We start from the raw sequence: 14750 nt of genomic DNA, 5'->3' as shown, positions 1-14750 counted from the left end.
GAGTGCTGGTGTGCTCACCGCCTCAAGCGATGAGAGCTACTTGTTCTGGGGTGAGCCCGCCGGGCCGTCCAGATCCTGATCAAGAGAATCTGAGGTGCGGGTGCTGTGCGGGGTTTCTACCTCTGAGGCAAGTGAGGCGTGCACGGTAGCGGTGCTCGCTCCAGCGGCTGCTGCCGGGGCGGCTACGGAACCGTCGATACCCACGCCGTTTTCGGCTGAGTGGGCGGTGCGCTTGGTTGCCTTCTTGGGGTTGAACTTCTTCTGGCGGGGGTCAAAGGCGTCGCGCAGGCCATCGCCCACAAAGTTGACGGCCAGTGAAATCACCAGGATGAAGAGACCGGGGAACCAGAAGAGCCAGGGGCGGGTAGAGAAGGCTGACTGGTTAGCTGAAATCAGCGAACCCAGCGACCAGTCGGGGGCCTTAATACCGAAGCCCAGGTAAGAGAGCGCGGTCTCGGTCAGAATAGCGGAGCTCATCATCAGTGACACGTTCACGGTGACCACGCCGATGGCGTTGGGCAGGATGTGCTTGAAGATGATGCGCAGATCCGAGGCACCTGCCAGGCGGGCGGCATCCACGAATTCGCGTTCACGCAGCGAAAGGAACTCGGCGCGCACCAGACGGGCCAGAGATGACCAGAAGAGCAGACCCACGACCACACCGAACATGATGGTGTTCCAGATGCCGTGGAAGTAGCTGCCGGCCAGCTTACCGAGCACGGCGGTCAGCAGCATCAGGGGGATGATGATGACCATGTCGGTAAAGCGCATGATGACGGCTTCAATCCAGCCGCGGTAGTAGCCTGCCAGACCACCGAAGAGCACACCGAGGAAACCGGCGATGCTGGTAATCAGGATGACCACCAGGAAGGTGTTCTGCACACCGCGCATGGTCATGGCGAAGAGGTCGCGACCGGTGGCGTCCTGGCCGAACCAGTGCTGGGCGTTGGGGGCTGCACCGTTCACGATGGGGTTCATCTCGGTGTAGTTGTACTTCCACCAGCCCGGGATGGGGCCCACGCCGATGGAGGTGATGGCCAGCAGGAGCACGGCGACCAGGATAGCCAGCGAGATGACCGCACCGGTGTTCTGGCGGAAGCGCTTGCGCACAATCTGGCCCTGGGTTTTACCCACGGACTCTTGAGCGCGGATATCGATGTTGGTTTCGATGGAGCGTAGTGCGGTGGTCTCGGTGGTGGGCTCCTTAGCGGGCCCTGAGCTGAGGTTCTTGTCGTTGGTGCTCATTATGCTTTCACCCTCACACGCGGGTCGAGGGCTGAGTAGAGAAGGTCAGCCACAAGGTTGAAGACGAGCGCCAGGATGCCGGTCAGCAGGAAGACGCCCATGACGGGGTTGGGGTCGGTGTGAGCCAGTGAGTCGAGGAAGAGGGTACCCATGCCCTTGAAGGCGAAGATGCGCTCGGTGATCGCTGCGCCACCGATGATGCCGCCGATGTCCATGGCGATGATGGTTGCCAGGGGGATCAGGGCGTTGCGGAAGGCGTGCTTCATGACGACGGAGCGCTCTGAGACACCTTTGGCGCGGGCGGTGCGGATATAGTCCTGGTTCATGATTTCGAGCATGGACGCACGCGAGTAGCGTGAGTAGGAGGCCAGCGAAATCAGGGTCAGGGCGATGGTGGGGAGCAGGATGTGGGTGAGTGTATCTGTGTTCAGAATCCAGAAGTCACCCTGCAGGTTGGGGGTAGAAGCGTTGGCGGTGGGGATAGGGCGGCCCTTGATACGGCTGTTGCTGATGTAGGCGGGCCAGGCCTGCATGAAGCGGTCGGCGATAATCAGCAAGGCCATAACCAGGCCGGTGAGCATACCGACGCGGGCGCCCTGGCCCTTGTCGTAGCCACCCCAAACGAGACCGACGACCCAGCCCAGAGCCATGAAGGCTAGGGTGATGAGGACGACCATGAGCATGGTGGCCAGGTCGAGCAGGTCCTGCAGGGGGAAGTAGGCAGCTAGGCCAGCGACGACCATGGTTAGACCTGCACCCAGGGCCCGGCGGTTACGCAGGCCGGAGACCAGGATGGTGAAAATGATGGCGGCGCCCAGGCCCAGGGGGAGCATGAAGGGGATGCCCAGGAAGGGAGTGAGGAACCACTTGGTGGTGGAAACGAAGACGATAGCGCCCGCGGTGATGACGAAGCCCAACAGGCCCATCAGGTAGCGGGTCTTCTGCTTGCCGAAGGAGGCGGAGTACCAGAAGAGGCCTGCCAGCACCGATATGAGCAGGGTCGTGGGTATGGTGACCACCGGGTTGCGGAGGAAGTCGTTGAAGCCGATAGCCACGAATTCCTTGAGCAGAACTGCAACCCAGAAGGAGGGCAGGGAGAAGAAGAGGAAGCTGGCGAAGGTCACGGTGTAGTCCAGGCCTGAGTACTGGCGCAGGGCTGAGATGATACCCAGGCTGACGCCGATCAGGATGGAGAGTACGGTGGCTGCTACAACCAGGGTGAGGGTCTGGTAGACAGCGTTGGAGAGAAGCTGGGTAACGGGGGTGCCTGCCAGGTTCTGGCCAAAGTCGCACTTACCTGCGAAGCAGCCGAGCACACCGCCGAGCCACTTGAAGTAGCGCAGGGGGGCAGGGACATCGAGATCGAGGGCATCGATGCGCTGGGCAATCAGTGCTTCTTTGTTGGGGGAAGTCGAGGTACGTAGTTCTTCGAGGGGGTCACCCGCGATAGCTACGAGGTTGTAGATGAGGAACGATGCACCGAAGAGAATGAACACTGCGGTGAGCAGGCGCCTCACGGAGTACATGAGCATGATGAATCCTGATGGGGTAGGGGAGTACACCCTGGGAATAGGAGGGTGCTCTCAAAACAGCCAGAGGCGCGGGCGCTCGTGAGCGTCCGCGCCGTAGGGCAGTTACAGATTGTTAGTTGCCATCTGTAGCGTGACTAGAGCATAACTGTACTTACTCTGCGATGTCCCACTCTTCGATGTTCCAGGTCAGGGGCTGCTGACCGGGCTTGGGCTCTACACCGGTGATGGTGTCTGAAACCGAGGTAACAGCGATGGACTGGAAGAGGGGCAGACCGTAGCCGTCCTTGAAGATTTCGCCGTCTGCCTGCATCTTCAGTTCTTCGATGCGGGCGGTGTCGGTGGTGGTCATGATTTCATCGGCTGCTGCGTCAACGGTTGCGTTGGAGTAGCCGGTGAAGTTGGAGGATGAACCGGTCTTGAAGATCTGGCCCAGTGAGGAGTTACCTACACCTGAGGAAACCCAGCCGAAGATGGACGCCTCGTAGTCACCACCGGGAAGAAGTGATGACCACTGCTCGCTACCGGCGTCAACAACCACGAAGCCTGCCTTCTCAGCGGATTCCTTGATCATCTGGAAGGAGTTGATGCGGTTGGAATTCTTGTTGTTGTAGAGGATTCGGATGGTGGGGGTCTGGCCACCCAGCAGTTCCTTAGCCTTCTCGATGTTGGCGTCCATGTCGTCTGAGGGGTACTCAGAGGAGTTGTTGGACTTAACGGTCTTGGCGTAGTTCTCAGCGTCGGAGGCTACGTAGAGCTGGGAGTTCAGAACCTCAGCGTTGGCGTCCATGGGCTTGATCAGCTTGTCGACGATGTCCTGGCGGGGAACGGTCAGCAGGAAGGCCTTGCGGACGTTCTCGTCAGCAAAGGGTGAGCCTTCCTTGACGTTCAGGTCGAGGTGGTCGTAAGCCTGGTCAGGCTGAGTTTCGGTGACAACGCCGCTCAGAGCTTCAAGCTGTGAGACGGTGTCGATGGAGGCCTGGGGGGCAACAGCGTTGACTTCGCCGTTCTGCAGAGCCTGAATCTGGGTGGCAACGTCGCCCTGAACCTTGAGCACAACCTCACCGATGGCGGGCTTCTTGTCGCCCTGGTAGTTGGGGTTGGCGGTCAGGGTCACTGACTGGTTCTCTTCAACGGCGGTGACCAGATAGGGGCCGTTGCCCACGGTCAGGGCTTCGTTGGAGGGGAGGGTGGTGGTGTTGTAGCCGGTGTTCCAAGCGTCTGCAATCTTGCGCAGGTTCTCGTTCTCTTCACCGGGGGTTGCGGTCTCGATGGTCTCAATGAGCTCATCTTCGGTCATGCCGGCCAGCTCAGCGACAACGTGGGCGGGCTTGTCGATGTCGTAAGCGATTTCCCAGTCAGCGAAAGCCTTGGGGTAGGTGAAGGAGATGGAGCGGCCGTCTTCGCTCACAACGGGGACCTCTGCGCCGCCGAGGCCAGTGGTTTCACCTGCGAAGTCGAAGTAGGTGAGTTCGCCGTCTTCGCTGTCGAAGTGACCGGACTGGGTAGCCCATGCCAGGAGCAGGTCACCCTTGTCGATGTCGTTGCCATCTGACCACTTCTGGTCGTCATTGACTTTGTAGTCAACCTTGATGCCTTCGCCCTCTTCAGTCATGGAGTAGGTACCGAACCACTCGTTGTGGCGGATGTCGAAGGTATTGGTGATGGTGTAGAAGCCACGGTTGGTCATCTGATTGATGATGCCGTTGGTGTCTGAGTTACCTTCAGCGGTGCCTACGTTCAGTGAGGAGAAAACGTTGGTGATAGCAATTGAAACTGACTTGTCTGATGCAGCTGCGTCGGTGCCTGAGGTGCTGGAGGCGCCGGTGTCGGAGCTGGCGCAGGCTGAGAGAGCCAGGGCAGCTACAGCTGAGAGGCCGAGAGCTGAGGAAATGCGGGTCTTGCGCATTAGTGTCTCCTTGCTGAAAAGGGGAAATGTATGTTGTGGTCCGCGATCTTCACCCTGTGTGTGCGGGGCGGCGCAAGCCTCCCCAACTCTTGGGTGTGGTGAATCACATGATGTGTAATGTATATACTAGGCTATTTTTGGGAAGCTGCGCCACAAAAAACCCTGTTTACATGTAAAACTCTTCAGAAAATGTAAAAAATACGTTACAGCGTCTTTTTAGCTCATGAATTTGGCGCAGCGTTTCTTCTTTTGCTATCGCTCGATGGGGCGCACCATGCGCACGTGCTCGATACCCGCTTCAAGGTAGGGCTCCCCCACAACCTCAAAGCCTGCCGCCCCGTAGTAGCTCCCCGCCAGGTAGGCCTGGGCGCTAATAGAGATACGTTCGGCCTCAGTATTCTCTTCAATCCAGGTCAATGCCTCATCTAGTAGGCTGCGGCCCAAGCCGGTGCCGCGGGCGTCCGGGTGTACCGCCACCCGCCCCAACGTCCAGGCGCCGGGCTCTGCCGGGTGGGCCTCGTCAGAGAAGGTAGCCAAATCAAAAAGCCGCAGGTAGGCCAGCACCTCACCGCGCTCATTGGCATGGAAGAAGTGCAGGGCCTGCCGGTCTGCCCGGTCAATCTCGTTCTCTTCGGTAATCTTCTGGCCCACCACAAAGACCAGCCCGCGCAGCAGGTAAATCTCGTTGAGTTCATCAAGAGTCAGGTCATAAAAGGATTTCACGGTAAACATACAGTCATTCTAAAACCCGTTGAACTGCGCTTATTACCGGGCAGTAACTATGAGATTTGTTTAAAGGCATAGAAAGCCGCCCCGCACTGTCCGGAAGGACGATGCGGGGCGGCACACCGGGGCTGCGGCGGGATTACTTGGTGGTAACCTTCAGCAGCTCAGAGCCGGGCTGGACGGCGCCGGTAGCGCCCTCAACCTCAGCGAAGCGGTTGGTGTTGGTGACCAGAACGGGGGTTACCAGGGAGTAGCCGGCGTTCTTAATGATCTCGGGGTCGAAGGTCAGCAGGATATCGCCGGGGGCAACGCGCTGGCCCTTTTCAACCTTCACGTCGAAGCCTTCGCCGTTCAGGTTGACGGTGTCGATACCCACGTGAATGAGCAGTTCTACACCGTTGTCGAGCTTCAGGCCTACGGCGTGGCCGGAGGGCATGGTGACGGAGACCTTACCGGCGGCGGGGGCTACCACGGTGTTGCCGGTGGGGACGATAGCCGCGCCCTTGCCGAGCTTTTCGGCGGCAAAGATGGGGTCGGGGGTCTCGGACAGGGGAACTGCCTGGCCTTCCATGGGGGATGCCATGGTCAGGACGGTGCCTGCTGCGGGTGCTGCTGCCTCTTCAGCTGCCCAGGGGGCGGCGTCCTGCTTTTCAGCAACTGCAACGGGGGCTGCGGCTGCGGTGGCGGCAGCAACTTCGGTGCGCTTTTCAGCAGCGCCGGGGGTGGTTGCCTCAGCGGCTGACTCGCCAATGCCGGTTTCTGCAACGGCTGCAGCCTTGGCGGCAGCTTCAGCCTTCTGATCCTTAGATTCGTAGCCGAAGATCAGTACACCTGCCATAGCGCCGAAGAAGGCGATGGCCAGACCAATCACGTAGAGGTACCAGGGCTGCATTGCGGGGATAGAAATCAGCGAGGTGAAGGCGAAGGCGTAGGACTTAACACCCAGGGCTGAGATGGTGGCACCACCGATGATGGCGGGGACCAGAATCAGGGGGAAGACGCGCTTGTAGCGCAGGACGATACCGTAGAGGGAGGGCTCGGAGATACCACCGAGCAGACCCGAGGCAGCCGCACCGACAGCGGTCTGGCGCAGTTCCTTGTTGCGGCGAGCCACGATAGCAACACCGGTGACAACGCCGAAGACAGCGAAGTTGTAGGCGCCCATGGGGGACTGGATGAAGTCTACGCCGTCGGTCTGCAGGTTGTTAATCATGACGGCGTTCAGGGGCCAGTGCAGACCCAGGGGAACCATGAAGAGGTAGAGACCTGCGATGAGGCCACCGACCAGCCAGGGGGCGATTTCGTTGACGCCGCCGATGAAGTCAGAGATAGCCAGAGCGAACTTGATGCCGATGGGGCCAATGAGGAAGGCTGTTAGAGGCACCAGAATCATGACGGAGAGCATGGGCACGAAGACCATGTGCAGCATAGTGGGGATGACCTTCTTCAAGAAGCGCTCCAGAGGAGCCAGCAGGGCTGCTGCGAAGAGGGGCGGGAAGATCTGGCCAGTGTAGTTCATGACGTACAAGGGCAGGTCAAGACCCAGGAAGGGGACGCGGACGACGCCGTCTACGGCGATGTCTGCAAAGCCCTGGAAGGTGCCGGTCATGAGGGCTGCGGGGATAGCCGCGCCGACCCACATGTTAGCGCCAAGGCGCTTGGCGGCGGTTGCACCCAGCATGATGGGCATGAACTGCAGGACTGACAGGGAGGCTGCCAGCATGATGAACCAGAAGGGGAAGGCTGCGCGCCACTCGTTGAGCATGGCGGCTGCGGCATCGGCATCAGCCAGGCGGGGGCCGTTGACGATATCGATGTTAACGACCTGGCCGGTGAGGTCGGTGTACTGACCGAAGTAGCCCAGCTGCTGCAGGAAGACGATCAGGGTCAGGATCATGGAGGTGCCCAGCAGCGCCCAGAGGATGGGGCGGAAGGAGTCTGAGAGCACGTCGAAGACGCGGGTTAGGGCGCCGGCCTTCTTCTCGTCGGTGGCTACAGCGCCCTTGGAGGAGTTTTCGCCCACGGAGCCCATACCGGGCAGCTTGAGCATTTCGTTGTAGACGGATTCGACCTTGTCGCCGAGGACGACCTGGGTCTGGCCGGACTGCTCGATGATGGAGAGCACGCCGGGGATGTTTTCGATCTTAGTGCGGTCTACAGCGCTGTTGGACTTGGGGGTCACGCGCAGGCGGGTGGCGCAGTGGGTAAAGTGCGAAATGTTCTCGGGGCCGCCCAGGCCTTCGAGAATCTTTTCGCCCATCTGTGGGTTGTTCACGGGTGGAACCTTACTGGTGTGTGCGGACTGCTAGCTGGTTCTTAAGACGAAAAGACCCGAGTTGCCTATCGAACCGTGTGCCCTGATGCGGGTAGACGGGTGCTCATGGAAGCGGCGTGGGTGCGGGTGCACCGGTGCCGTATGAGTTGATAGCAACTCAGGTCTTGCCTGCTGAACCAGTAACAATCCTGATGATTGACTACATAGAGTGTGGGGTGTGAACCCCGTTCGTGGTCAAGCGTACTCCCAGATGTTAGCCCTGCGCAAGTACCTGGGGGTGTTTGGCTCGCAACCAGGCGGTGTGCAGGCGCAGGTTGATTTCGATAGCCAGGCAGCCCAGGGCAGCTGAGCCTAGAGTGGCTAGCAAGTATGCCCCGGTGGGAATGGTGAACTGATGGTACCAGAGCGAGGGGGGGAGTAGGAGTACCAGGGCCAGGCCGGCGTACATGGCTGCCACAATAGCCAGGCGGACGCCGCGCACGGGCCGCACGACCGTGGTGATGTTGTAGATACCCATGAGCACAAGGGCAATAAAGGTGGCGGTCTGAATTTCTGACCTAGTTACCCCGGCGAGAGCGTGCCCGTAGCCGTTGACGAAGACCAGTACCGCCGTAATGATGACGGCCGCCGGTAGGGCATAGTGCAGGGCCCTGCCTAAGAAGCCGCTGACGTAGCGGCGGGTGTTGGGCAGCATGGTCAGGAAGAAGGCGGGGCCACCCACAATGAGCAGGTCGGCGGTGGAGTACTGACGTGGTAGGAAGGGGAACTTCCAGCAGAGTACACCCAGAGTCAGGCCTAACAGAATAGCGAGGGCGGTCTTGGTGAGGAAGAGGTTGGTGACCCGCTCGATATTGGCAATAATCTTTCGTCCCTCCGCCAGCACGCCGGGCAGGCGGTCAAAGCGGCCATCGAGGAGCACTAGGCGGGAGACTGCCTTGGTGGCTGGGGCGGCGTTACCCATGGCAATGCCTAAATCTGCGTGTTTGAGGGCTAGGGCGTCATTGATACCGTCACCGGTCATCGCTACCACGTGGCCAGCTTCGCGCAGACCCAGCACCATGTTCTTCTTCTGCTCTGGTGAAACGCGGCCAAAGACGGCGTGGGTGCGGGCAGCGTCTACCAGCTCAGGGCCGCTCTCGGGCAGGGTTGAGGCATCGACCGCACCGGCTGAGACGTCCATACCGGCGGCTTGAGCTGCGGCCGCTACCGTGCGGGGGTTATCGCCAGAGAAGACCTTTAGGTCGATACCCTGGCTTCTGAAGTAGGCCAGGGTCTCGGGGGCCTCGGATCGTACCTGCTCCCGGAAAATCACCAGAACCTGGGGCTCAAGACCGGTAGGAACCCGGGTGGCTACCTTGCCGGAAGGCTCGCGCAGTAGGGCGGGGGCGTGGGCCAGCACCAGCACACGCAGCCCGCTTTCTGCCAGCTCACCGGCCAGGTCGCGGGCAGCAGAGTCCTTGGGTAAAAGCGCCTCGGGGGCACCGAGTAGCCAGGCACCGGTGCCAGTGAACTCTACGCCGCTAAAGCGCAGGGCAGATGAGAAGGGCAGGACGCCGGTAGCAGCCGGGGTGCTGGCACCGGCAGGGGCTGCGGCGTCCGCTGCCTCAGCAAAGGGCTCTTTCAGGCCAGCCGCGGTGGGGTTAGCGTTCTGGTCGGCCCCTAACCAGCCCAGGGCGGCAGCCCAGCCGTCCTTAACCCGGGAATCGGCGGCAGCGTCCTGATGCCCGGCCTCCCCCCAGAGCACCTGCCCGGTCAGGGAGCGAACCGAATCAAAGCGCACCCCGCCCTCGGTCAGGGTACCGGTCTTATCGAAGCAGACGGTGTCGACGCGGGCCAGCACCTCAACGGCGGGCTGCTCCTGAATCAGCACCTCGGTGCGGGCCAGCTTGACCGATGCCACGGCAAAGGAAATGGTGGTCATCAGGGCCAGGCCCTGGGGAATCATGGAGGCGACCGACGAGACAGAGGTAATCAGGGCATCGCGCCAGGTACCGGAATCAAGGGCCAGCTGCCAGCCGCCAGCGGCCTGCATCTGCCCGTTCAGCACAATTGCGATGATGGGAACCAGGGCCCAGGTAATCCAGGTGACCACCCGTTCCATACCCGCCCGGAGCTCCGAATGGATGGTGGTGAACTGGCGGGCTTCGGCCGTAATCTTCGCGGCGCGGGAGGTAGGCCCCACCGCCGTCAGCTGCACCTTGCCCGACCCACCAATCACGGAGGAAGCCGACAGGACGCCGTCCCCCGGCACCTTGCCCACAGGGTCGTTTTCGCCGGTCAGCAGGGACTCATCAAGGTCCAGCCCATCGCTGGTGAGCACCACTGCATCAGCAGGCACCTGATCCCCGCGCCTGAGCAGAACCACATCATCGAGGACCAGCTCATCGAGGGCAACCGGCACTAGCTTGCCATCGCGCAGGGCGGTAGCCGGGTCGCGGCGTAGCAGGGCTATGCGGTCGAGCTGGCGCTTGGCCGAGAACTCCTGGGTAAAACCGATGACGACGTTGGCAATAGCAGCCAAAAGGAAAAGGGTATCGAGCCAGGAACCCACCAGAATCACCGCCAGCCCGCAGAGGCCCAGCACCAGGTTAAACATGGTGAAAAGATGGGTGCGAATAATGGTGGCGGTGGAGCGGGAGGTCGCATTATTCTGCGTGTTGACCAGCCCAGCGGTTTGGCGCTCAGCGACCTGCTCGCTGGTGAGCCCACCGGCCTCTAGAACGCTATCTGGTGGGGTGCTCACATTCACGCGGTGGGTAGGCGCGGCGTGAGACATAGAAAGCTCCTAGGGGCGTCGAACGGGGTGAAGGTAGTACCTAGTCTAGTGGCAGAGGGGTAGAGGCACGTCCGCCTTGAGGATGAAAACTACCTTACCCCCGGGCAGGGAGCACTAAGAGTCTCCCCGTTGCCGGGTGGGTCAGCACCTCAATGGGGTGGCCGTAGATCTCGCTGAGTCGCTCGGTGGTGCAGACCTGCTGCGGGCGTCCTTGCGCCACCACCTGCCCCTTAGCAAGAAGCACCAGTCGGTCAGCATAAGAGGCCGCAACATCGAGATCGTGAAGGACTACCACCACAGCCGCCCCCTGCTGGGCATAGGCGCGGGCGCGGGTGAGGGTCTGCTCCTGGTGCATAATATCGAGGGCTGCGGTGGGCTCATCGAGCAGGAGCAGGGGAGTGCGCTGGGCAAAGACCCGGGCCAGGTGGGTGCGGCCGGCTTCGCCACCCGAGAGGGTGCGGACGTCCCTGCCCGCCAGGTGCCCGGTATCGGTGTCGGCAAGGGCGGCGGCGACAATCTCGTGATCCTGCTGGGCCTGCTCGGTACCCCGCCAGGGAGCCCTGCCCATCTGAACTACCTGCTGCACGGTGTAGGAGAAAGCTACCGAGGTATGCTGCAACAGCATGGCCCGGGTGCGGGCCAGCTCTACCGGCCGGTAGTCTGCCAGCGGGCGTCCGCCCAGGGTAACCTGACCCGAGCTGGGGGCGGCATCCCCTGCCAGCAGGGACAGCAGGGTCGATTTTCCCGCCCCGTTGGGGCCGATAAGAGCTAGAACCTCACCGGGGGCAACCTCAAGCGAGACGTCGTGCAGAATCTGCCGCCCGTTCACCCGGTAGCTGACCGAATCGGCGACGAGTAAAGGTGAGGTCACAGGGCCCCCTTGGTTAGGGTTCGGCGGAGCAGAACAAAGAAAGTGGGGCCACCCACTAGGGCGGTGAAGATGCCGATGGGCAGGTCGGCGAAGCTCACCAGGGTGCGGGCGGCGAGGTCGGAGGCCGCAATGAGCAGGGCACCGCCCAGGGCCGAGGTAGGCAGGAGCACCCGGTTGGAGGGCCCCACCACCATGCGCAGCAGATGCGGCACAATCAGACCCACAAAAGCGATAATGCCCGCGTAGGAGACCGCGGCCCCGGTGAGCAGGGCGGTGCAGACGATGGCTGCCAGGCGCAGGCGCTCTACATGAACACCCGAGTGGGCAGCAGCCCGATCACCCAGGGCGAGAAGGTTGAGTTGCCGGGCCAAGAGAAAGCTACCGATAATACCGAGACCCACAATCGGGGCACTGGTAGCTACCGCCGCCCAGGTCGCCCCGTTCAGGGAGCCCATCTGCCAGAAGATAATCTGGTCGCGGCTGGCGTCGTCGGCGATAAAGACCATCAGGGCAATCAGGGCGTTAGCTACGGCGGTTACGGCAATGCCGGTCAGAATCATCGACAGTACCTCTGCCCGCCCGCCGGAGCGGGAGAAGAGATAGACCAGGGCGGTGGTGGCTAGTGCACAGGCGAAAGCGCAGAGGGGCACGGTGAACATACCCAGGGCGTTTAGGCCCAGCACAATAGCCCCGCAGGCCCCCACCGCAGCACCGGCTGAAATGCCGATGACGCCCGGCTCAGCCAGCGGGTTGCCAAAGACCGCCTGCATCAGGGCGCCGGACGCCCCCAAGGCGGCACCTACCAGCAGCCCCAGCAGAATGCGGGGTAGGCGGATATTCCAGAGGGTGGCGTCTGCCAGCTGCATGGAAGGGTCGGCGGACGCCAGCCCCAGGTTACGCAGAATACCGGCGGCAACCTGGGGGAGGGGAATCTCAAACTGGCCCAGACTTGCTGAGACCAGCACCGTGCCGATGAGAAGCAGGGGGAGCGCGGTGAAGACAGTAATGAGAGTAGAAGAGCGTGCCTGCACAAGAACCTACTGCTGGGTGTAGATAGCGGTAGCTAGTGACAGTAGTACCGCTGCACTGTTGGGCCCGAATGAGAGAATCTGACCGTCAGCCATATCGACCACGCGCTGGTTGGCCCCGGCGGTCGTTTCAGCCACCCCGGGGCGGGCGAAGAAGGCCTCGATACCGCCGGTAGACTCCACCCCGCCGGTCATGGTGAGGATCAGGTCGGGGTTAGCCCGCGAGAGCGCTTCAGCGTTAGCGGGCACGGTGCCCGACGCCCCGCCTTCACTGGCCACATCGCGCCCGCCCAGGGCAGTAATCAGCTCATCGGCCCCCGAGCCGTCACCCAGGATAAAGAAGATACCGGCAGTACCCCGAACGTAGAGGAAGGCCATACCCACCGTATGCGCCGAATCCTGCGGGGCAACCTCGGCAATGGTAGCTAGCGCCGAATCAATCTCAGCCTGCACCCGGGCACCCAGCTGGGTGCCGGCGTCCGGAACTCCCAGAGCCTGCGCAACCGCCTCAATCTGCGGCACTACCTGGCTCAAGGAACGCGAGGGGTCAAAATGCACCACGGTCACTCCGGCGGAGCGCAGCTGCTCGGTAATTTCGAGGGGGCCGTTGGTGGTGTCCATGAGCACCACGGTAGGGGCGAGAGAAAGAACCGCCTCAGCTGAAATATCGTGGCCGTTCTGGGTGACCAGGGGCAGGTCTGCCAGGGTCGTTTCGGTCGAAGACGTGACCCGTCCCACCAGGTTGTCACCCAGCCCCAAAGCGACGACGGTCTGGGCCAGGGTGCCGTACATATCCAGGGCCAGAATACGGTCGGCGCTGGTCACGGTCACCTCGGTACCCTGAAAATCAGTGACGGTTACCGGCAGCTGCGGGGCCTGCGGATTCTCAATTGGCAGCACGTCGGGCACGGACGCCGCCGTGGCTAGACCTGTCAGGCTCTTGGGGTTCTCTACAGCATTGGCTTTGAGATAGTCCTCGGCCTGCTGCAGGGCGGTGCGGTGCACCTGCTCACGGCTGAGGGAGTTATTCCCTCCAGAAGTGTTTGTGGGACCGGTGGTCTGAAACGTATCGGAGGTTGTTGAGGGAACACTGGCGGGGGATTGGTACAGCGTTTTCGAGGGGTTGAAAACAAAGTAGTTAGCTAGATATACAATAACTACAATTATATAGATTGTAGATAAAAAAATAATGAACCTAGTTGAGGTTTTCAATTTGAATTTCACCGGGTAGATTGTCTTCTGTTACTATATTTCGTACAAACATTATTTTGTTGTCTTGAGCTAGGCTTCCGTTCTCCTCAAAAGGAATTTCTCTGTATATTCCAGCAGTAACTCCTGTTATATAGTAATCTTTTTCTAGTGGAGGGTTAAGGCCACTATATGTCAGGTAGAGAAGGTATTTGTTGCCTTGGTTTAGTAAACTTTCGCTTTCCATTTCAATAAATTGTCTAACTCTGATTTTCTGCGGCCCCCTACCCTTTATGTAGTTCAATACATTGCATTCGTGAATTATGAATGTTTCATCAATGTTTGGTATGTCCTGAACTTGAAAACTTCTGTTCAATTCAACAACAGCAACTGTATCGCTATCTTGTTCAATTTCAATTTCAGATTCGTATATGGATACGCGTGAGTAATGCGTATGGAGATCTCTTCTTGAGGGGTGAAGGATATTTTTAATAATCTTGAGCATGGCAGATAAATATTCTGTATAACGATTTTTTTTTTGCAATCAATTTATTTGGAGTGTAAATTGCTTGAAATTTAGCTGTTTCTTTATTGATAGAAATTCATGTCAATTATATGTATAGTTTTCTGAGACCTGCCTTGTCATCATTTGTTGGGGTAAAGGTATTGTGTCTGAGAAATGCATGTGAAGCTGATGTGTACATTATTGCATTTTGTAATTTTGAATGCCCAAGCCCCAGTAGGTGCCCTATTTCGTGCATAGTTACAACACGTAGATTTAAACCATTCATGGAGTTGCAGTAGGCCTCGTTCATATGTATTGATCCACTTTTTATAATATTGCTACGAAATCCTGTTCTCCAAGTGGCACGGGCCTCCCAGCCAGTTTTGCCAAAATTTCCATGTGATGCAGTAAATCTGCTTCCACCTGGGTGAATGTCTGCATGAACTGTTATATGAGTATTTAGGCAGTATGAGATTCCAGCAGTTATTGCTGCAAGCCTATATTTTTCATTCATGTTAACAAGTTCAATTTTTAAATATTTACCTTCTTGTTTTGCGCCATGTAATGAGTATGCTTTGGCTATGTTTTGGGTTAATAGTATGGCAGTAGAAGCTAGTAATATAGATTTCATGAAAACTCTTCGATTTGTCATCTATAACACTCCTTATGTGAATACTAATTAGTGCTTTTGGAGATTG

The 14750-nt window shown here is 59.3% G+C and carries 11 protein-coding genes; all 11 read right to left on the bottom strand.

Going from position 1 to position 14750, the window contains the following annotated elements:
* Positions 1-36 precede the first annotated feature (36 nt).
* Positions 37-1245 carry an ABC transporter permease gene (locus QM007_RS10020; RefSeq protein ID WP_283489824.1) on the bottom strand — a complete coding sequence of 403 codons (1209 nt, stop codon included), beginning with the start codon at positions 1243-1245 and terminating at the stop codon, positions 37-39.
* Positions 1245-2777 carry an ABC transporter permease gene (locus QM007_RS10015; protein ID WP_283489823.1) on the bottom strand — a complete coding sequence of 511 codons (1533 nt, stop codon included), beginning with the start codon at positions 2775-2777 and terminating at the stop codon, positions 1245-1247. Before QM007_RS10015 ends, QM007_RS10020 begins: the two co-directional genes overlap by 1 nt.
* A 151-nt stretch (positions 2778-2928) precedes the next feature.
* Positions 2929-4683: an ABC transporter family substrate-binding protein gene (locus tag QM007_RS10010; RefSeq protein ID WP_283489822.1), complete on the bottom strand. Its 1755-nt coding sequence runs from the start codon at positions 4681-4683 to the stop codon at positions 2929-2931.
* 252 nt (positions 4684-4935) lie between these two features.
* A complete protein-coding gene (locus tag QM007_RS10005) occupies positions 4936-5415 on the bottom strand; it encodes a GNAT family N-acetyltransferase (protein ID WP_283489821.1) in 480 nt (159 codons plus the stop codon).
* Positions 5416-5548: 133 nt separating this feature from the next.
* Positions 5549-7684 (bottom strand): glucose PTS transporter subunit IIA, encoded by a 2136-nt coding sequence (locus QM007_RS10000; RefSeq protein ID WP_283489820.1) that lies wholly within the window; start codon positions 7682-7684, stop codon positions 5549-5551.
* Between the two features lie 253 nt (positions 7685-7937).
* Positions 7938-10460: an HAD-IC family P-type ATPase gene (locus QM007_RS09995; protein ID WP_283489819.1), complete on the bottom strand. Its 2523-nt coding sequence runs from the start codon at positions 10458-10460 to the stop codon at positions 7938-7940.
* 94 nt (positions 10461-10554) lie between these two features.
* A complete protein-coding gene (locus QM007_RS09990; protein WP_283489818.1) occupies positions 10555-11331 on the bottom strand; it encodes a heme ABC transporter ATP-binding protein in 777 nt (258 codons plus the stop codon).
* The gene (locus QM007_RS09985; RefSeq protein ID WP_502949107.1) at positions 11328-12338 is read right to left on the bottom strand and encodes a FecCD family ABC transporter permease; all 1011 of its coding nucleotides are present in this window, start codon (positions 12336-12338) and stop codon (positions 11328-11330) included. Before QM007_RS09985 ends, QM007_RS09990 begins: the two co-directional genes overlap by 4 nt.
* A 30-nt stretch (positions 12339-12368) precedes the next feature.
* Complete coding sequence (locus QM007_RS09980) at positions 12369-13364, bottom strand: heme/hemin ABC transporter substrate-binding protein (protein ID WP_283489816.1); 996 nt, start codon at positions 13362-13364, stop codon at positions 12369-12371.
* 190 nt (positions 13365-13554) lie between these two features.
* Positions 13555-14052, bottom strand: a complete 498-nt coding sequence (locus tag QM007_RS09975) for a hypothetical protein (RefSeq protein WP_283489815.1) — start codon at positions 14050-14052, stop codon at positions 13555-13557.
* A 106-nt stretch (positions 14053-14158) separates the two neighbouring features.
* Positions 14159-14683: a matrixin family metalloprotease gene (locus tag QM007_RS09970; RefSeq protein ID WP_283489814.1), complete on the bottom strand. Its 525-nt coding sequence runs from the start codon at positions 14681-14683 to the stop codon at positions 14159-14161.
* Positions 14684-14750: the final 67 nt, after the last annotated feature.

The sequence above is a fragment of the Rothia sp. SD9660Na genome, from assembly GCF_030064065.1.
In the GTDB taxonomy this organism is placed as follows: domain Bacteria; phylum Actinomycetota; class Actinomycetes; order Actinomycetales; family Micrococcaceae; genus Rothia.
This window is presented reverse-complemented; position numbering and strand designations above follow the sequence as displayed.